The organism is Microbacterium sp. GQ128 (assembly GCF_059758615.1).
Map to the genome: position 1 here is coordinate 369,525 of NZ_JCAXDY010000003.1, position 19,755 is coordinate 389,279.

10 protein-coding genes are annotated in these 19,755 nt (G+C 62.8%); 8 read left to right on the forward strand and 2 right to left on the reverse strand.

Translation table 11 applies throughout. The features are described from left to right. Positions 1 to 135: 135 nt before the first annotated feature. From AC6CHX_RS11945 to AC6CHX_RS11955, 3 genes are all read left to right on the forward strand, one after another. Positions 136 to 3,540 carry a VaFE repeat-containing surface-anchored protein gene (locus tag AC6CHX_RS11945; protein WP_498272991.1) on the forward strand — a complete coding sequence of 1,135 codons (3,405 nt, stop codon included), beginning with the start codon at positions 136 to 138 and terminating at the stop codon, positions 3,538 to 3,540. 1,197 nt (positions 3,541 to 4,737) lie between these two features. Further along, a complete protein-coding gene (locus tag AC6CHX_RS11950) occupies positions 4,738 to 6,237 on the forward strand; it encodes a DUF7617 domain-containing protein (RefSeq protein ID WP_498272992.1) in 1,500 nt (499 codons plus the stop codon). Positions 6,238 to 6,857: 620 nt separating this feature from the next. After that, the gene (locus AC6CHX_RS11955) at positions 6,858 to 9,449 is read left to right on the forward strand and encodes a LuxR C-terminal-related transcriptional regulator (protein WP_498272993.1); all 2,592 of its coding nucleotides are present in this window, start codon (positions 6,858 to 6,860) and stop codon (positions 9,447 to 9,449) included. A 92-nt stretch (positions 9,450 to 9,541) separates the two neighbouring features. On the opposite strand, the gene AC6CHX_RS11960 is transcribed toward AC6CHX_RS11955, so the two are convergent. After that, positions 9,542 to 9,946: a hypothetical protein gene (locus tag AC6CHX_RS11960; RefSeq protein ID WP_498272994.1), complete on the reverse strand. Its 405-nt coding sequence runs from the start codon at positions 9,944 to 9,946 to the stop codon at positions 9,542 to 9,544. A 26-nt stretch (positions 9,947 to 9,972) separates the two neighbouring features. Beyond that, positions 9,973 to 10,701: a GntR family transcriptional regulator gene (locus tag AC6CHX_RS11965; protein WP_498272995.1), complete on the reverse strand. Its 729-nt coding sequence runs from the start codon at positions 10,699 to 10,701 to the stop codon at positions 9,973 to 9,975. A 749-nt stretch (positions 10,702 to 11,450) separates the two neighbouring features. On the opposite strand from AC6CHX_RS11965, the gene AC6CHX_RS11970 reads away from it, so the two are divergent. From AC6CHX_RS11970 to AC6CHX_RS11990, 5 genes are all read left to right on the forward strand, one after another. After that, on the forward strand, positions 11,451 to 14,273 hold the full coding sequence (locus AC6CHX_RS11970) for a SpaA isopeptide-forming pilin-related protein (RefSeq protein WP_498272996.1): 2,823 nt from the start codon (positions 11,451 to 11,453) through the stop codon (positions 14,271 to 14,273). A gap of 85 nt (positions 14,274 to 14,358) precedes the next feature. Continuing rightward, positions 14,359 to 15,885 carry a SpaH/EbpB family LPXTG-anchored major pilin gene (locus AC6CHX_RS11975; protein ID WP_498272997.1) on the forward strand — a complete coding sequence of 509 codons (1,527 nt, stop codon included), beginning with the start codon at positions 14,359 to 14,361 and terminating at the stop codon, positions 15,883 to 15,885. Positions 15,886 to 16,122: 237 nt separating this feature from the next. After that, entirely contained in the window at positions 16,123 to 17,634 is a 1,512-nt protein-coding gene (locus AC6CHX_RS11980) for a SpaH/EbpB family LPXTG-anchored major pilin (RefSeq protein ID WP_498272998.1), read from the forward strand. Positions 17,635 to 17,716: 82 nt separating this feature from the next. Then, a complete protein-coding gene (locus tag AC6CHX_RS11985) occupies positions 17,717 to 18,631 on the forward strand; it encodes a class C sortase (protein ID WP_498272999.1) in 915 nt (304 codons plus the stop codon). Positions 18,632 to 18,943: 312 nt separating this feature from the next. Next, complete coding sequence (locus AC6CHX_RS11990) at positions 18,944 to 19,441, forward strand: hypothetical protein (protein ID WP_498273000.1); 498 nt, start codon at positions 18,944 to 18,946, stop codon at positions 19,439 to 19,441. The last annotated feature ends 314 nt before the right edge of the window (positions 19,442 to 19,755 follow it).

Consider the following 19,755-nt stretch of genomic DNA (forward strand, 5'->3'; position numbering starts at 1 on the left):
ACAAAGACCGATGCCGCGCGGAGTGCCCGTGCGGTACCCGCCGCGTTTCAGCGTCCCCGGGTGCCAGCAGTACTCGTCGCACTAACATTGCTGCTGGCACCACTCGGGCAAGCAACCAGTGCTACCCAACCTGCGATGGCTGCAAGCGAGACGGCAGTGTCGGGGATCATCAACACCTATCAGGCGGTGACCGGCATTAAGGGCAACGCAGTCACTGTCGGGGGTGCGCCACGGGGAGCCTCAGCGAGCTTCCGGCAAGGCGATGAAGTCATGCTTATCCAAATGACAGGAACGTCACCGTCGGTGGCGGGCTCTGCCTTCGGACGCTACGACATCGCAACCGTCACCGCCGTGTCGGGAAACGTCCTGACTCTCTCAAAAGTCACGCACGAATTCGATCCTGTCGGCGAAGCCGTGCAACTTGTCCGCATGTACAGCGAACCGGGCACAGTCGTCGTGAAGGAAAAGGTCAAGCCCGTCGCTTGGGATGGTCAGACGGGTGGCGTCGTGGCGATGGTTGGACAGAGCCTCACCGTCGAAGCAGACATCGATGCGTCCGCGACAGGGTTCACCAACGAGCACCAGCCCACGGCGGCGGTCGTCGCCGCTCAAACCTCCGGCGCGGGAGGGACAGTCGGACGCGGTAGCGACGGAGCAACCGGTACGAATTATGGGACGTGGGACTCGAACTTCGCAGACGGCGCCAAGGGTAAAGGCGGCGGCGGCGAAGGGGGTGGCGGAGGCGAAGGTCTCAGGACCGTTGCTTTCCCGCAACCGGCACCGGGCCCGACCAAATCCGGCTCCAACGGTGGTGGGCTCGCGGGCGGCGCAGTGAATCACGACCAAACGAGCGGCACTTCATTCCGCGCGCCGGGGGTAAACGGTGGTACGGGCATTGGCTTTGACCTGCCCATCAGCGCAGGGGGTGGAGGCGGCATCATCGGCGGCGGCGGCGGCGGCGGTAGCCGTAGCGTCTCGGGAGCCGGCGGCGGAACCGACGGCGGCGGCAGCGGTGGTTTCACCAGGAGTTCGGACCACGGATCAGGCGGCTCCGGTGGAGGCGTCCGGAGCGTCGGCAACGGTGGGGATGGGCAGGCCGGGAGGAAGTCAAACGGTTCCACCTACGCGAGCGCCGGTGGTGGTGGTGGTTCGTACGGCGGCGGGGGCGGCTCCGGTGGAGCGAACTTCGAGGTTGGTCTCGGCGCGGGTGGCGGAGGCGGCGGAAGCTGGACGGGGGGCGGCGCTTCAGGCAACGGTTCCTATTACCACTTCGAATACAAGGGCTCAGTTACCGCTACATACAACCTGCCTCGCGGCGGAGCGGGAAACAGTGCCGTGAGTCAGCAGATCCCGGACGAGCGGCATGGTCTCAACGCCACAAATCCATATCTCATGCTGGGTGGGGCAGGTGGTCTGGGCGTCGGTTCCGGAGACTCCCGTCTGGGAGGCGCAGGCGGGGGGATCATCTATCTGGACTACAACGTCATTACCGGAGCCGGAGGCAAGATCGCTGCCAACGGCGGTGCCGGCCGGTCCGGCGTGCCTGCGTCACCTGGGGGAATCACGTCGTCTTCGGGTGGTGGTGCAGGTGGCCAGATGCGGGTCCGCGTCGATCAGCTCCCCCAGCCGATCTCGTTCACTGTCGATGGCGGAAAGGGCGGCGATGACGCATATCTGGCTGAGACATGGGGAGCAATCGCCCCTCCCGGGGCGGGTGGCGGTGGGGGCGGCGTGTGGCTGGAAAAGACTGGAGCAATGAACTCGTCCCCGGCGTCCTCGGTGCCGAACGTCACATTCAGCGCCGCTGGTGGCAGCTCCGGGCGTGTGCTCCAGTACGCTCTGATACCCACGACTATCTGCGACGCCTCGACCAGACGAGCAGCGCAGGGCGGCGCGGGTGGGAACGGATTGTTCGCGGTCTCGCCGCTTGTACGGGCAGCGACAGTGACGACTGAGGCCACTGACACCGCGGACGGCGACCACACTCTTGCTCAGGACGGGGGCACCATTCGCGACCGGCTCACGTACGCAAACCTCACGGAGAACGCGCAGTACACCGTCAGGGGAGAACTGGTCGAACATGCGTCCGGCCAGCCCACGGGCATTGTGGGCACAGCCTCGTTCCGGGCCGGTGCTCTCGGAGCCGGCGAAGTGGATGTGGAGTTCGCGGTGCCGACCGGTTACGCGGGTAAGACGCTCGTCGCATATCAACGCATCTACAACGCGAGCAACAACATGGTTGCCGCTCATGAGGACCTGGACGACGAGCGGCAATCGATCTCGGTCGCAGACGTCTCCACCGTCGCCGTGGACGAGGCGGATGGTGACCACACGCTTGCAGCCGCAGGTGGAAAGATCGTTGACACTGTCTCTTACGTCAATCTCGCTCCGGATGCCGAGTTCACCGTGAATGGTGTCCTGATGGACAAGGCGACGAAGAAGACAACGAAGATCGAAGGCATGACGAAGTTCGTTACCGACAGTTCTGGCGACGGTTCCGTCGAAGTCCCATTTCAGGTCCCCATCGGCTTCCAAAACCACGTGCTGGTCGCGTTCCAGCAGATCGTCGATACACATGGCACCGTTGTTGCGCGACATGAGGACCTCGACGACTCCGCGCAGACGATAGTCGTTGCTGACATGGCGCTCATCGTCGAAAAGGTCGATCAAGCAGGCTCGCTGCTCGACGGCGCAACCTTCGAACTCTGCCGCGAAGTCGGTTGGAACGTTGAGTGCGACGGGCAGGCGCAATTCCGCAATGACCTCCTTGGTGTCTTTTCGCTGGAGAACCTAGACCCAGGCATCTACTACCTGAAAGAGACACGGGCGCCCGCCGGCTACGAAGCGTTGACACAACTCATCCGATTCAGCGTCGACGATGACGGCGACGTTTCGCTTTTCACCGACCATGCGAGTGTGGCTCTGGATGGCCGGACGATCACTGTGACGAACACCCTCCGCCCGATCGAGGTGCTCAAGGTCGGATCGGACGGCAAAGCGAATGTCGAGCTTGCTGGCGCGGCGTTCTTGATCTACCCCTTCCAAGGACTGAATGGGAATGGAGGAATTGAGCTTCCCGCAGGCGCGGTCCCCGTACGGGGTGTCGAGTACGCGGTCAACCCGGCAAACAAGGGCACCTATGACCGGTTGGTGGAAGAGCACAGCAGCTCTGCGCTGAAAGTCGCCAGCTCGCCATCCTTGTCGGCGGGGCTTGTGAGCGTCACTGGCCTGAAAGCAGACACACCGTATCTGCTGGTCGAAGTCCGCGCTCCGTTCGGGTATCAACTGCTCGCCGAGCCGGTGCCCTTCTCGTTCAACAAATCGATGACCGTGTCTATCGGCCGCGCAGGCGATCACCCTGAGGCGATAAGCACCGAGAAGAATCGCATCGTGATCGCCGACGTCGCCTCGCTGGTTCTGCCTTTTGCAGGCGGAACGACGAGCGGGGTCGTCTACACGGCGGTTGGGTTGCTCGCCCTGATTACCATCTCCATTTTCGAACGCCGTCGCCGGACCCGAGAGTTGAGCAGGCTGTTGTAGCCGTCGGGTGCTCTAACACGCGAGAGGTATCTGCGAGGTCCGCGCGAATGGACCGCGCAGATACCTCTTATGCGTGCGGATGACGCGAGGTACAGATGGCTTCCGGTGCCCGACGGCACTCGCTATTCATCTCACACTTCGCGATGCACATAATTCGACGTCGGTCCGTTCTTTACGCGGCCATGGGCGCAACACTCGTGGGGCTGTGGATCCGTTGACGGAAACGGCGCAGAACGTTACACCGCGCCAACCGCTGCTTCGTGGCCCCGTCGAAATGCGCAATATCGTCCCAACCGACGATGGTCGGGTATTTGTCGTCCCCAAGTGGCTCCCCACCAGCGAACGGCGAATCGGGCGGCATCGCGACCAACACCTTGTTGAATACATCGTCCAGCATCCATAGGTGTGGCGCTCACAAGACCTCCCGGGACACACACGGCGCGGTTCGTCGGCATCTGCGGTGGAGGCAACCATTATTGCTGCACGCGTGGAGGCTGGGTCGTGGCCGTTCCCTCGGTAATCCGGCTCTCTATAGACGCGCAGCGGGCGACGCATCCAATGCCAGAGGCGTCGCCTGTCGGAACAGCACCAGAGGTGCCCGATATCTCGACGTCTCCGCCTGCCAGTGCAGATATCGAACCTTCGACTCGTTCCCCATCTGAGCGGGCTCCTTTTGTGGATCGGTACGCCTCCATCCTCTGCGAGCACTTACAGGCGACCCCGTCCGATGTCCACCCATGTACCCAACTAGGGCACCGTCGCACGCAATTGGGCGGACTTTTTACGCATTACTGACCGCATCACCAGTGGTTCCGCCACGATGGAATTCGCCTCCTGGGGCGCTGCGTGGGCGAACAAAGCGGTCCACATAGGCCTCGCTGAAGCAGGTCGAAGCGGCCTGATGGTCGTTTGAGTCCTACCCCACTTGCCACCGGGAGCGGCGACTCGAAACACCTATGCGGTCGCGACAGCCTCCAAGTCGATCAATAGACGCGAGGCTGTCGGCGGAGTTGAGGGGCATCTCTCACGAGCGCATAACGAACGCGAAATCACTAGAGAGAGATTACATTGAAACGTAGAACAAGGTACGCCTGGCTCGCAGGTATCGGTAGTGCATCATTGCTGCTCGGGGGCGGGACCGCCGCGATGGCTGCGCTGATACCCGAGCCCGTCAGCCCCCCTTCAGTGAGGCTGGAAGTGACGGACCCGTACGACGACCTCACCTCTACCCGATGCTCGGGTGACGCGGCGATGGGTACGGCGGTCATCCAAGCCGCAAACACTACGGGTGCCACGGTGTACGCGCTGGCCGGAGATACCCTCGAGTTCATCGGAACCACGAAGGCTTGTCAGCGTGAAGAGAATGCCGTCGCAGGGACCGACTGGGGATTCTACGCCGATGAAATGGGTTGGCGGATCCGTCCCGCGGGAGGGACAACCACCGAACTTGGGCCGGGTGACGTTCTGCGATCTGGTCGCGACACCATCCCCACGCGGAGCAGGTATGAGCGAACCGTTACTCCTGCCGATTCGGGAGCTCGGCTATCCTTTGGGGTTGCAACCGCGGTGGAGTCGCCTAATGGGCTCGACACGGTGAGCGCACTAACGACAGTGTTCCTCTCGGTCCTTGATCCGCAGCTGCACCTTGCAAAGGAAGTTTGCGTCGCGGATACTGCATCCGCTTGCGATCCGGAGGATGATGCAGCGTGGACTGAAGCGACCGAGGTCGCAGAGAACGCCAACGTTTTCTGGCGGTTGACCGCATCGAACGTCGGGAACACCGATCTCACGAACATCCGCGTCGAGTCCGACGTGATCGATGGCGGGACGAACGAAGCCCCCCAGTGTGATGACATCATCGCCGACACGCTCGCTGTCGGGGCGAGCGCCAGCATCGTCTGCATGTCTCCGGGAATCACCGGTGAGCGGGTCATCAACGCTGCGAGGCTGACGAGCGACTTCGTCGACCCATCCGGGGGGAAGCTCAGTTCGCGATTCCCTACGGGGGTACTCTCCAATGTGGATGAGGCGGAAGTGCAGGTCCATGACCCTCGTCTCGTTCTGACAAAGCAGGTCTGCAGCCTCGGTACCGGGTGCGATCCTGCAGTCGACGACAACTGGATTGAACACGCCGTGGTTCCGGTATCGACTGACGCTCAGTGGCGGCTCACTGCCACCAACGTCGGTAACGTGCCGCTCGCCGACATTCGGGTGGTTCGGGAGGAACTCAGCGGTGGCAAGACGGGCCCCAGCGTCGAGTGCGGAGCTCTCGAGTTCGGAGCCTTGAAGCCGGGAGAATCCGCCTCGCTCGACTGCACCACGTCAACAATTGACGACATGCTGGCCGAGACCATCAATACCGCCCGTCTCCACGGCCAACCTGCTGACAGCGAGGGAGAACCGCTGACACTCTTCGTCGACGGTGTGGACTCTAACGACGACTCTGCGGGCGTCAAGGCGAACGATCAGCCTGCAGAGAACGAGGAGCCCCCCGCGGAAGCCCTTGTCCCCAACCCTCAGGAGACTGACCCGTCTGCCCCCGCCGTCGCCGACGCGAAGGATGGGAGTCTTGCGCAGACTGGAGCGGAGCTCGCCACGACGGCGCTTGCCGCAGCACTTGTGATGGGCGCGGCCGGTGCCGCGCTGATTGGTGCACGCCTGAGGCGCGCAAACAGAGACCAGGCGGACGAGATCTGACGTCCCCGCATACGTGAGACAGGGCCGCTCGGCTCGAGGGCCAGTGTCCTTGAACCGAGCGGCCCTGTCTTGCTCTGGGGGCGCGTCGGGGTCGCTGTGGGCGCAGGGGGCTTGCGAACGCCGCCGCGCAGCGGGTGAGACGGGCGATCCCGGCCTCTGTATGACCCCCGAACTCATGTCGCTTCGCGGCGACGTTGCTGTCCGCCCGGATACGGTGGTCGTACCTATCTGCGCGGTCGGATGCCCGCAGCGTGCCAGACGGTAGCCGTCTTCGCCCCGCACACACTCATCCTGTCTCCCGGGCGCGGCAACGAAGCGTTTTGCGAGGCGCGTTGTGTAACGCAGCCGTCGGGCGTTAGGTGTTATCGGGCGCGTTGCAGCAGCGCGATGCACTGCGCAAGCGCGTTGCAGCAGCGCGGAGCGTGCAGTGTGGATGTGGGCTACCGGTCGGTGCGACCGCTTAAATACCGCAGGTCGAACACTGAGTTCTCCGTGGGAAGCACTGTGGCCTCGGCGGTCTCACTGACACTCGGTACCAGTCCCCACCCCTCGAGAGCGTCACTCGACGCGCCCGAACAGCGCGGGTGTCTGGGATCGAGCTCCTCCCGAAAGGACATCAGATGCCCCCCGCCTCGTCGACGCTTGTTGGCCGCGACCACGAACTCTCCCTAGCCGTGCAACTGTTGCAGGAGGGCGAAAGCGTCACGGTTGTGGGCAGGCGAGGCAGCGGACGCACTGCTTTCGCTGAGATGCTGTCTGACCGGATGAAAGAAGCCGGGTGGCGGATACTCCGGGTCAGAGGGGTTGCTTCACTCCGGCAGCACCCTCTGGCCGCTCTACACCTCGCGGCGGTTCTTCCGGCTGGCGAACCTCGCCCGAACGGTATTCAATCCGTCGCTGACGCATTGGGTAGGGAGCTCCGCTCACACCGATCCATCATCGTCGTCGATGATTGGGATGACCTGGATGAATCTACGTGGGGCGTTCTCGACGCGCTCAGGCGTGCTCACACTGTTCCAGTGGTGGTCACGCGACTCTGGGGCCACGATGCCGGACCGGCCGCAACCGGAATCCCGGGTTCCGCGCGCGCTCCCGGGCTGGTTATTGAGATGAACCCACTGGGTTTGGAGGACCTGTCTTCCATTGCAGAATCGGTGCTCGGCCAGCCCGTCGAGATGGGGACGTTCAGCAGACTGTTCGGGAAATCTGGTGGACTGGTCGGTGTCCTCCTCAGCGTGGTGACGGCCGCGGTGCAAGAGGGCCGCATGCGATTGACTAACGGAATGTGGGTCGCCGACCACAACCTATGGAGCCCCGCGCTCCGAGGGGTCGTCGAGAGGTACCTCGTCAACCTCGCCCCTTCGGCCCGTGACGCGCTAGAGATGATCGCGCTTGTCGGCGGCAGAGACGTAGAGACCATCCGACAGATCGTCGATTGGGAGGACATCGAGATGCTTGAGAAGCGTGGGGTGATTCAACTCGTCACAAGCGGCCAAAAGCAGATTGTCACCGTTGTGCCACCATTGCTCGTTGAGTTCTTCCGGCACGAAACGCTAACTGCTCGACGAATCCGACTGACTGAGCTCATCGGGGAGCGCCTCGACTCTGAATGTGGAGAGGAAGCGCTGGCGAACTTCGGCGAACCTAATTTCCCGGTGAAAGACAATCACGCCGTGTTCGTTCGACTCGTGCAGGAGCGGCTACGGACGCGCCGTTTGCTTGCGCGAGCGGAGTGGAAACGGTCGCCCGCGGCAGATACCGCTGCTTCCTATGTGAAGGCGCTCATGCAGGATGGTGGTGACCGAGAGCAGATCCAGGCGGTGTTCGACAGCGCGCGTGTTGTGCCAGGAACAGCATTGGATCACGCGCGCCTCACCGCGGTGCGGGCACAGTGGATCGCTCATGTGGAGGGTGATCTGACGGCTGCGCTCAGGGAACTTGAGGATCGATCGGCGTCTGTAGGCGAGTACGCCCCAATGTTGCGCGCGACGAGAGTCTACCTTCAGGCGATGCACGCAGAGATTCCTGACGACTTCGAGCTTCTCCTCGAAGTCCACAGCTCCATGCCCGCCCCGGTCCGAGCCGCACTACGAGATGTACACGTGATGATTCTCACCGCGTCCGGAAGATTCGACACCGCGCAGCGCGTCTATCGGGAGTATCTTGCAGACGCGCCGGCGGTCGCGTGGATAGAGCCCTCTACCCACGCACTGCAGGTACTCGCGCTGCTCGGGTTGGGTGAGCACGCGGCCGCTATGGCGATGGCCACACGAGGGGTCGAGGACGCGAAGAGTGAGCTCGACATCGACGCGATGCGCGCGTGGGGCACCGGGCTCATCCTCGGCTACGTTAATGCGGGGGACTACGAGCCGATTGATGACCTGCTGGGCTCGCTACTCGGTGCGGGTGAGCCTCCGTTGCTCCCCATAGAGTCGCGGCAGATCTTGCTTGGAGCGGCGGCAGTTGTGATGATTCGTCAAGGCAACTCGAACATAGGCGAACGATATTTCCGGCACCTGCTTTCCGCGGGCACCGAGGATGGGATACTCCCCTGCCAGAACACGGCATGGCCGTCAGCCCAACTTCACGCATTCAACGGCGATGTCGCTGAGGCTGCCGAGGTGCTGTGGCGTGCGGGTGATCGACTCTGGAAGCGGGGCGGCCGCGCGGCCGCGTTGAGTATCATGCTCGCCGCGGCGGAGATCGCGCCGCGTGAAGACTGGTTGACGAACCTTCGCGAGTATGTCCCCGCAGTGCCCAGCCCCCTATACGAAGCACAGCTTGAGTATGTGCACGCGAAATTTGCCGGCGACCCGCACGCCCTCGCAAAATCTGCCGAAGGCCTACACCAAGTTGGGCGTGACGGTATGGCCGTGGCCGCATTGCGGCGCTCGGCGCATCTCTTTCGTGACGCTGGTGAAGAGCGGCTCGCACGCAACGCGGACCACGAGGTGAAGGCCATCTTGTCCGAGCTCCCGAGGCCCGACATCGACACCGCACGGTTCCTGGTCGCTGCTGTCACCCTAACTGGTCGTGAACTCGAAGTGGCAAAGCTCGTCGCCGAGGGGCTATCCAATCCGGAGGTGGCATCGCGTCTGGTTTTGAGCGTGCGGACAGTGGAGAGCCATATGCATCGCATCATGCGCAAATTGGCTCTCCCAAACCGGCAAGCGCTGAGGTCGTATGTGAAGGGCTCCGGCGCGCTCCGCTAGCTGTGCAGTGAGCGGGTGACGGGGTGGCGTAGAAGAGTTGCCGCGCGAGACGCTCGGTGCGAGCTGGCTCTGCGGGCGTGCACGCTCGCACGTCAATCTTGCTTTTTCTCCGCCAGCGGAGCCACCCAGTACATTCCGCTCTCGACGAGGCACATGTCTTCTTCGCTGACGCCTCCAATCGACGGGGCCTTCCCGGTGGGCCATTCCACGGCATAGTCGTCCGAAGTGAAGGTGGTTACGACCGCGCCGTAGGCGGCCATGCAAGCGGTGAACTGGTTGGCACCTTCAGTGAACTCACCGTCGGTTACTGCTTCGTCGAACAGCACACGGTGCACCCACCGGTCGCTGGAGTCATTCCAGGCTTCCGTGTACAGCGCAGATTGCGGGCCGTCGAAAGCGGGGGCGGGCGACAGGGAGGGCACAGTGAAGGACGAGTCGTCGTTCGTGAGCCCGGTACACCCGCTGAGGGTGCAAAGGAGGGCGGAGAAAAGCACCAAGCGAAATCCTCGGCGGTGGCGTGTGTTCACGAGAGAGCGCTGACGGTGTGCCTATGACTCATCGGAGGCACGACGGTTCGCGCATGAGTCTGAGCAACCAACTCGAACAGAAGCTGTGTTGCGGCCTCGATTTCCAAAACCTCACCAGAGCTGAGTGCCGTGGCTACGTCGTTGACAACCCTTGACGAGGGGGCCTCGCCTGCAAAGGACGCGTGCGCACCGCGTAACGCGTGTTGCGCGCCGAGTCGGGCTTCTAATAGGTGGGAACGCTGCAGCCGGTTGCTGACGGTATCCGAGACCCCTTCTATGAAGTAACCCACGCTGCCAGCGAGTGCCGGTGCGGGAGCAGACGTGGCGATGCTTTCCGCAGCCCGAGCGAGGTGGTACCTAGCGTCTCGGCTGAGGTTGGGGAGCGCCTCTCGCAGGGCTGCCGATACGAGTCGCCCGGCGTAGGCGAGAATCGCAGGCACGTCTGCGGCTGGGATGTCGGTCACACGCGTGTACCTTGACCGCGAAATCTCAACAAGGCCAGCGGCTTCGAGGCGCAACAGCGCTTCACGGATGGGACTTCGGGAGTAGCCCAATCGCTGCGCGACGCTTCGATCTCTCAGGAGGGTGCCCGGCGGGAACTCGCCGGACAGGATGGCCTCACTGAGGTATGCGAACGCGTGAGCGGACAGTGAGGGATGGGAGGAGGGAGATGGCTCGAGCATGCGCGGAGTGACACTTTCTGTCAGGGGGGTCGGGGAATTCATCGGTACTCGAGCAGAGCGCACAGTGGCCACACTTGGCACATCATCTGATGCCGAGAAGTAGAGAGCGGGGCTCGCGTCCCTTGATATTCATCGCACGAGCGCCTGCCGCTCTGCACCAAACCAGCATGACCGCACACCGTCGCTTGGAGGAGCGTTCCTAGGCGAAAAAACCGTGATGCGTTCCTCCGCTTGGGTACAGCGGCGCGACATGTTGGGTGCCGTGGCCATGAACCTTTCAAGTTTTCAGCTCGAACGTTGCGGACGGCTCATGAAGCTGCGCCCAGCACCTACCACCCACCACCCAGCCCGCAGCCCGCGGAACGACTGTACGGAATGCAGGTGCGGTCGTGCCGCGCCCCACGCACTCTATGAGTGCCACCCCGGGCGCCGCGACGGTTCTGCAAGGCAGGACTGAGTCACAACTTACGGGCACACGTGGGACCGAGCTTTCTCTAACGCATGATTGGTCCAGCGTATTGCGGCACGACGAGCGGCTGGGCGAGCACGCCCGCCGTCCGTGCACAAGCAGTCGAACCTTCACGCATAAGCATTGGACCGGAGCAGCTGTCCGCAGGGCGGATCGTTGAGTTGCGGACTGGTGGGGCGCCACGGCATGGCGGGCGCGTCGAGGTGTGCGCAAAAGAGAGAGTCAGTTCGAAGCTGGCCACAGGTACCTAAGTCCCGGAGGCTGGTACCGCTAATCGACGCGTTCGTACTTACGTCAAGCAGACCGGGCCGACACTTCCGATGTGACCCGTGTACTCGAATCGATTAGCGCCTGCCCTCGGGACGGCGCTGACCTGACGTGGGCGCGCCGCTCTCTTGCGGTCACTCTGATTCTGCTCTGCTTCGTGATTGCTGGTGGGGCACCTGCATCTTCGGCTGTAGATGCCGAGGAGCCGAGCGCTGATGCGGCCCCGGCCACGGTTCCCCTCGGAACGCTGAAGGCGCACCACAACTCGGTGACGTTCGCTTACTCGAACTGGACCACGCGGCCCAGAGGGGCGACCGAGTGCCTGGGGACCAACTGGCTGGGAAGTGCGACCACCGAGCCCGAGAACAAGGCAGGCGCCCAGTGGTACCGAGTCAGCCATGGCGCTGTCTTCGCCACCGGGCTGTGCGGAGGCGGGACAACCAGCATGCACTACCTGCAGAGCAAGATCGGTGTCATCGGCGGGGCACCTACGTCTGCGGTCGTCGGGACGCCCTTCGTCCTAGGGGCGATCAGTCACACCAACAACCCGGTCTATTCGGAACGGAACGAATCCGCCACGTATCTGATGGGCACAGCGCGGTACACGATTCCCGCCCTCAACAACATGACCGTTCCGCTGTCGTGGCGGCTCATCGAAACACAGAACAGTCTCACGGGCGCATCGTGCTTCACAGCGCCCGGCACATCCCCGTGCCCGGACCGCCTGACCTTCGACATCACGAGCACCTACTCCGTCACATCGGGCGGCATGCCCTACACGCTGCGAATCTTCCACTCACAGGTGGGTGCCGCTAACACCGTCGTCAATGGGACGAACGCGGATACCGAAGCCGTTCCCTGCCCGACGAAACCGTCGGGACAGGACCTATCCGAGCACGTGACTCTTGAAGCGCAGCTAACCAAAATCTGCGTGTACGGGATCCTCGAGCAAGAGCGGCCCGTCACGATAACCAAGAAGGTGGAAGGAGCCGCGGCACCTGCCGACGCGTTCTCGTTCACCGCGACCAGTTCCGAAGCGAGCTCGGCGTGGACGACACCGACCAACCAGTTCACCCTCAAGAGCGGCGAGTCCGTCGGACCGCGGACGATTAGTTCCGGCTCCAGTGTCTCCTTCCAAGAGAACCCGCCGACGGGCGCATGGAAGTTCATTTCGGTCTCGTGCGTGGACGGCACAGGTGCCGCACTCACAGGAGCGTCGTACGACGCTGCCGCGCGGAAGGTAAGCATTGCGTCTGTTCCGACCGCGTCGACCCTCCAAGCGGTTCCGATCTTGTGCACTTTCACCAACCGCCACGACACGACTGCGGCGCTGACCCTGATTAAGGAAGTTGCAGGAGGCGCCGCCTCGCCCTCGGATTGGACACTGTCCGCGACGAGCTCCGGGACAACATCGCTCACTGGCCCGTCCGGTGTCAGCAGCGCGACGTTGAAGCCCGGTGATTACCGCCTTACGGAAACCGGGCAAGCCAACGGGTATGTCCAGGTCGGTTGGAAGTGTAGATCTACTGGCCACGTATCGAGTGATCCGGTGATGCCGACCGCAGACACAGTTCGGCTCGCACTCGGAGACCAGGTGACTTGCACCGTCACGAATGTCTACACAACTGGCTCGTTCACTGTGGAGAAAGCTCTGGACATCGGCGATGGGATCGTAGAGCCGGTTCTCAATGACCCGAACGCTCTGTTCGCCTTCGACTACACCTGCGTGCTCCCACACCAGCCAGCGATCACCGGAGTGGTCTACACAAGTGTTGGGCGTGCAGCTCCCTCCCCCCAGATTCCGGTGGGTGCTGAGTGCACCGTGACTGAGCGCGCTGATACCGCCATGCCCAGCTTGTCCAGTCCCGCAAGTTCGTGGGGTGATGTGTCGTTCACGGTGGACGGGCAGCCGGCAGCAGCCGTTGAGCGTGGCGTTCAGCTGAGCATTCCGGTGCTGAGCAGCCCGACCCCGATTGCTGTGGTGGCGACAAACGAGGTCGACGCCGCGGCCCTCGCCGTAAGGAAGGTTGACGAGAGCGGAAAATCCCTCGCGGGCGCCGTTTTCCAAGTGTGCGAAGACCGTTGGTGGCTCCCGCCGGAATGCGGTCTCGGAAACATGGCGGAATCCCCTTCGGGGCTGTTCACGCAATCGGACCTTACACCGGGCACCTATTGGTTGCGCGAAGTTCAGGCACCTTCAGGGTACGAACGGCTGCACGAAGACGTGAGATTCACGTTGCATGCTGACGGCTTAGTAACCCTCAGCGACCCAGCGAGCTCGGACAGGGTGAGCCTCGACGGCCCAGTCATCATCGTAAGCAACAAGACCCTGCCGATTGAGGTGCTCAAAGTCAACGACGCGGGCGACACGCTTACAGGTTCCTCCTTCCTGGTATTCCCGTTCGCCGGCCTCCCGATTCAACTAAACCCGCAATCCCGACCCATCCCGGGCGTCACCTATCGCGTTCACCCCGATGCGCTGCGGCCATATAGCGCCGTTGCTGCAGCGCACCCCGAATGGGAACTTTCGATCCAAGCGGATCCCAAAGTCTTTCCCGGGATGGTGGCGGTCGACGGGCTGAAACCCTCCACGCCGTACCTCCTTGCGGAGATGACCGCGCCGGACGGGCACACACTTCTCGCCCAACCCGTCCCTTTCACACTCGACGCGGATCGCAACGTCGACATCGGTTTGCAAGAACAAAACCCTCAGGCCATCGTCTTCGATGGCAACCGCATCATCGTGACTGATGACCGCGCGATCACGCTCCCTTTCACCGGAGCGGCTGAGACGCAATCGCTGTTCTGGTTCCTCATCGGCTCTGTCTTCCTGGCGTCGACCGCCGCGTGGCGCATCACCCGTAAGCGAGCCCCCTAAGCCCGAAGCCAACAGGCTTCGAACGACACCCGTCTCTCGGTGTCACAACTCCCGCGATCTCCGCGGGCATATGAAAGGAAAAATCATGTCCGTACGACCGATCAAGGTGCTCGTGCGCGGGATGGCCGCAGTAGCGGCTGCCAGCGCCCTGGTGCTCGGTGGTGCTGCCGGTGCAATGGCCGCGCCCGACGCGCCGACAATCCCAGTAGATCCGAACCTCAAGGGTTCCGTTGCCATCCACAAGTTCAAGACTCCGCCGGCTGGCCCGGGGGTCGAGAGTACCGGAAAGTTGATGGACACGACCGGCCTCGAGCCGCTCGGAGGGATCACGTTCACCCTTGCGAAGCTGACCGAGTACGACCTGACCACAAACGCCGGCTGGGAGTCGCTCAGCGGTCTCACGCCGGCGGTTGCCGCCACCAAACCGAAGGCACCCGCTGTAACGGTGACGACCACCGCCTCGGGTCTCGCGGTCGCGAGCTCGCTTCCGCTTGGCGTTTATCTCGTCACTGAGACTGGGTATCCCGCCAATGTGGTTCCCTCCCAGCCGTTCCTCATCACCATCCCGATGACCGATCCTGAGTCGCTCAACAAGTGGATGTACGACGTTCACGTGTACCCGAAGAACCAGGTTCTCGGCTCCACGAAGACCGTGGTTGACGCGTCGGCCGTGAAGGTTGGCGATCCCGTGACCTGGACGATCCGCGGCGACATCCCCGGTGGCACCGTTCTCGACGGCTACAAGATTGTCGACCCGCTCGACGCCCGCCTGACCTACACCTCTGCCAACCCGGCAACGATGTCGCTGGTTAACGCCACGGGCTTCGACCTGGTCGCCGCAGACTACACCGTCGGCACGGCATCGGTCGGCGGAAAGACCGTCGTTACCGGACAGCTCACGGCCGCTGGTCTTGTCAAGGTTGCCGCAGCGAAGAAGGCATTCCCTTCCGCGCAGGTGCAGCTCGTGATTCCGACCACCGTCAACACCGTTGGTGACGGAGAGATCCTGAACTCCGCCCTGATCTACCCGAACCTGCCCAGCTTCGTCATCCAGCCCGGTCAGCCGGGCGGACCCGTTGCCCCTCCCACGGAGGAAACCAAGTGGGGAAACATCGACATCCTCAAGGTTGACGACAAGGGCGCGAAGCTCTCGGGAGCCGAGTTCCAGATCTTCCTGACGGAAGCGGATGCCCGCGCAAAGACGAACCCGCTGACGGTGGGCGGCAAGGCTACCTTCGTCACCGACGCAAACGGCGTGGTGACGATCTCCGGTCTCCGTCAGACCAACTGGGCGAACGGCGCTGCCGTAGCTGAGGGCGATGCCGGATGGCAGCCCTACTGGGTTGTTGAGACCAAGGCGCCCGACGGGTTCGAGCTGCTCGCCGAGCCGCTCTACATCGAGGTCCTCGATGCAGACATCACCATCGATGAGACCGTGGTGAACGTCCCCCACAACGGCGGCTTCGTCCTGCCGTTCACGGGAACTGAAGTCCACCCGCTCGTCGTTTACGGTGCTGGCGGGGTGCTGCTCCTTGGAGTCGCACTGATGGTTATGCGTCAGCGTCGGAAGGCTTCTCACACGGCCGAGCTCGTCGCAGTCGAGTCCGAGTAACACCCAGAAGGTGCGTGAGTGGGGACATCCTCACTCACGCACCTTCACCCAAGCCTCACGACATCGCCCCGCCATGTTGCAGGGCATTCGCCGCGGGTGCTGCGTAATCGATGCCGCCAACAGCTAGTCCTACCGTCCACTAGCCACTCGGCCAGACGAACGCTGGCCACTCATATATCTATGCACTCACCGTCGCGCCCATCCCCATCACAGGGTGGGCGGGTGAAAGGAAAGCACATGTCCATACGACCGCTATCGGTGCTTGTGCGCGGGCTAGCTGCAGCAGCGGCTCTCAGCGCCCTGATACTTGGCGGTGCAGTAGCCTCTGCATCCGCTGACCCGACGATTCCGGTGAATCCAGAGCAGAAGGGCTCCGTAAGCGTCCACAAGTTCAAGACCCCCGTGACCGGACCCGGCGACGTGCAAAGCAGCGGCAAACTCATAGACACGACGGGGCTGGAGCCGCTACAAGGCGTGACGTTCACATTTGCAAAGTTGAAAGCCTATGATCTCACGACCAATGCAGGGTGGAAAGCACTGGATGGCCTCGACGCGCTGCAAGCAGTCGGGCTAGACAAGGACCACGTCGTCACCGCGACCACCGATGATGAGGGGCTGGCCGTCGCGGATGAGCTCCCGCTGGGCGTGTACCTCGTCACGGAAACGAGGTACCCCGCAGACGTCGTGCCCGCCCAGCCATTTCTGATCACGGTTCCTATGACGGACCCCGATGACCGCGACACTTGGATGTACAACGTTCACGTGTACCCAAAGAACCAGGTCCTCGGCGTCACGAAGACGGTGGAGGATCTGCCATCGATCTCTATCGGAGATCGAGTGGCGTGGACCATCCGGGCTGACATCCCCGGCATCGACCCGATCAGCGGGTACAGGATCGTGGACCCGCTTGAGGAGCGCCTGTCGTATAACCCGACCAACAACGCCGTAGTCTCAGTGATCAACGCTCCGGGCTTTGATTTGAGTGCCGCCGACTTCACGGTCGGCTCGGCCATCGTTGCGGGGAGGACAGTGGTCACGGCGGAGTTCACGTCCACTGGTCTGGTCAAGATTGCGCAGGCGAAGAAAGCTTTCCCGGCTGCCCAGGTTCAACTCGTCATCCCTACGACGGTGAACGCCATCGGAGACGGAAACATCGAGAACTACGCCGAGGTCTACCTGAATGGACCGGCTCCCGCCATGGTGCGAGCAGGGGCGGGCATCGTGACGCCCCCGGTGTCGACGAAGTGGGGCAAGATTAGCATTCTCAAGGTGGACGAAGAGGATGCTCCGCTCGCCGGCGCTGACTTCCAGGTCTTCCTGTCGAAGGAAGATGCTCTGGCGCTGCGAAACCCAATCGCTATGGGCGGTGTGACGACGTTCACGACGGATGCAAACGGCCAGGTCGAGCTCGCAGGTCTGCGTCAGACCGGTTGGGCGAACGGCGCCGCCGTGGCGGAGGGGGATCCGGGCTGGCGGCCGTACTGGGTGATTGAGTCGAAGGCCCCGGCAGGGTATGAGCTCCTCGCTGAGCCGATATATGTGGAAGTGGTTGCGCCTGCGGACCAGGGCGTCATTAAGGTCGTGAACACGCCCCACAACGGCGGGTTCACGTTGCCCTTCACCGGAGTCGAGATCAACCCGTTCTTCGTTGGTGGTGCGGGCGCTGCGATTCTTCTCGGGATCACGCTGATCCTCGTTCGTCAGCGCCGCACGGCGATGGATGGAACCGAACTCGCTCCTAACGAGTAGAAGTCCCGTAGGTGCGTGAGCGGGTCTGCTCCCTCGCTCACGCACCCCGCGACGACACATTCCTGATGACCGGACTAAATGAATGACTCAGACGCAGTTCCGCAAGAACACAACACGAGCACACCGCCGCCGCGAGGCGCTCCGGCGCCTACCCCTCGTTCTCGGGGCGCTTCTGGGGGTCAGCATCTTGTTTTATCCGTTGGGCAGCACCTGGCTCACCGCTCAGGCACAGGCGGGCACCCTTGGTACTTACGCGTCGTCCGTCGACTCGACGCCCATTGATAAACTGCAGCGACTCCGCGATGACGCGAAAGCCTATAACGCTTCTCTCCCTCTCGGACTACTCCGGGATCCTTTCGCAGCCCCGGCACAGGGCAACCCGACTGAGGACAGCGCCTACGATGGCACTCTCAGGGTCGAGGGCACAGAAGTGATCTCGCACCTGTCGATCCCGGCCATTCACCTTGACCTCCCCATCTATCATGGTGTTGACGCAGCTACCCTCCTTGAAGGTGCCGGCCATCTCACGGGCTCCTCCGTCCCGGTCGGAGGAGCCGGGACACACGCAGTCATCACTGCTCATTCAGGCCTGACCAACGCCATGATGTTCACGGAGCTGGATCAGCTTGAGGTCGGAGATTATTTCGAACTGAGTACTCTCGGCGAGCGCCTGCGCTACCAGGTGGAAGAGATACTCGTAGTCAAACCTGACGATATCTCTTCACTTAGGATCACCCGTGAGGGTGACTATGTCACTCTCATCACATGCACGCCAATCAGCGTGAACAGCCACCGGCTGCTCGTGAGGGGCTCTAGAGTTCCTCTGCCTGAGACGGATCGAACCGCAGGCGGTGAAACCGGTAGCGCAGGGTTCCCATGGTGGGCTGTCGCATATGGGCTCTCTCTCCTGGCCGTCGGTGCGTTGGTGCTCATGCCACGTCGAGGCGCTCAGAGCACTCCGAACAACAGCCGAGCTTCTGGGCGGGCTCGCGCGTAACGCGAGTTCACCGGGGATGGGATTGGCTCGGAGCGCCCCTGCGTTCCAGCCGCATCCTTCTCGATCTCTATCGCGTTCTGCCGGGGGCTTCCACCGATGACGAGCGGGATACGTGCGGTGCGAAGACGCCCGTGGGCGGATCCGCATTATACGTATACAGCGACTCGTCCCACGCACCGCTGCCGCTACAGTACCTGTGCGGCAGGTCTGTGCCCCGCATTTGTGCCCATCCGGCTCAGTCGAAGCGTGGCACCTGCTCAACTGGTGCCTGTGAAACCTCATCCACGTAGAGGCCGACCCCTGGGGAGGTGGTTGCTGACCAGCCTCGGCATCGGTCTGATGGCACTCGGCGTCGTGTTGGCCTGCGTTCAGGTGGCGCAACCGGAGATCCTTGAGAAAGCCTATGGGGTTCTGCGCTCCGCAGCGATCGCGGTTGAAGACGCGACTACCGCCGAACCCCCGAGCGTTCGTCTCGGTAAGGAAGGTGGGTTGGAGCTCCTCGACGCATGCGACGGGTCGTTCTCCGAGATGACCTCGTACCGAGGCGGTGACACGATTCCTGTCTTCGCTGCGCACAACAACTGCGGGGGCGACATCATCTACTCGTGGCAGGTCGGGCAGCTCGTGCGGGTGGACGGACTCGAGACCACATACGTCGTGATGGAAGCGCGGGACACCCGTAAACGGTGGGCTACCGCCGAGGAGCTCACAGGGCTGCACGGAGACCTCGCGCCGCAGACGTGTTACTACGGCGAGGATCGAATGAGATTTGTCGGGCTCGCACCCGTAGAGGCCCAACCCGCACGCTGACAGCACAGATCCCGTCGTTGGTTGGGCCGTCGTGTCGGACCGCCGCTCGATGGACACTTAGATGACGCCGCCGTCACAAGAGAACGGATGATCACCGACTCCATTGTTTGAGTGCCGCCGGCGGCTCGCGCCACACCAGCAGGCGGCCGACGAGCTCGCGGCCCGCAGTGATCGACTTTCGATGTCCGATGGTGCGCGGGTGGCCTCGTGCCGGTCACTTATTTGTAGCGCTGACGTCGAGGGCAAGGGTAACGACGGTGTGATCGAGCCGGGCATGCTTGTCACGGCGTTGTTCGAGGAGGACCCGATTCCCA

Coding starts and splice junctions, on each gene's coding strand:
- AC6CHX_RS11945 (WP_498272991.1), top strand. CDS start 136: ATGGCTGCAAGCGAGACGGCAGTGTCGGGGATCATCAACACCTATCAG.
- AC6CHX_RS11955 (WP_498272993.1), top strand. CDS start 6,858: ATGCCCCCCGCCTCGTCGACGCTTGTTGGCCGCGACCACGAACTCTCC.
- AC6CHX_RS11965 (WP_498272995.1), bottom strand. CDS start 10,701: ATGAATTCCCCGACCCCCCTGACAGAAAGTGTCACTCCGCGCATGCTC.
- AC6CHX_RS11975 (WP_498272997.1), top strand. CDS start 14,359: ATGTCCGTACGACCGATCAAGGTGCTCGTGCGCGGGATGGCCGCAGTA.
- AC6CHX_RS11980 (WP_498272998.1), top strand. CDS start 16,123: ATGTCCATACGACCGCTATCGGTGCTTGTGCGCGGGCTAGCTGCAGCA.
- AC6CHX_RS11985 (WP_498272999.1), top strand. CDS start 17,717: ATGACTCAGACGCAGTTCCGCAAGAACACAACACGAGCACACCGCCGC.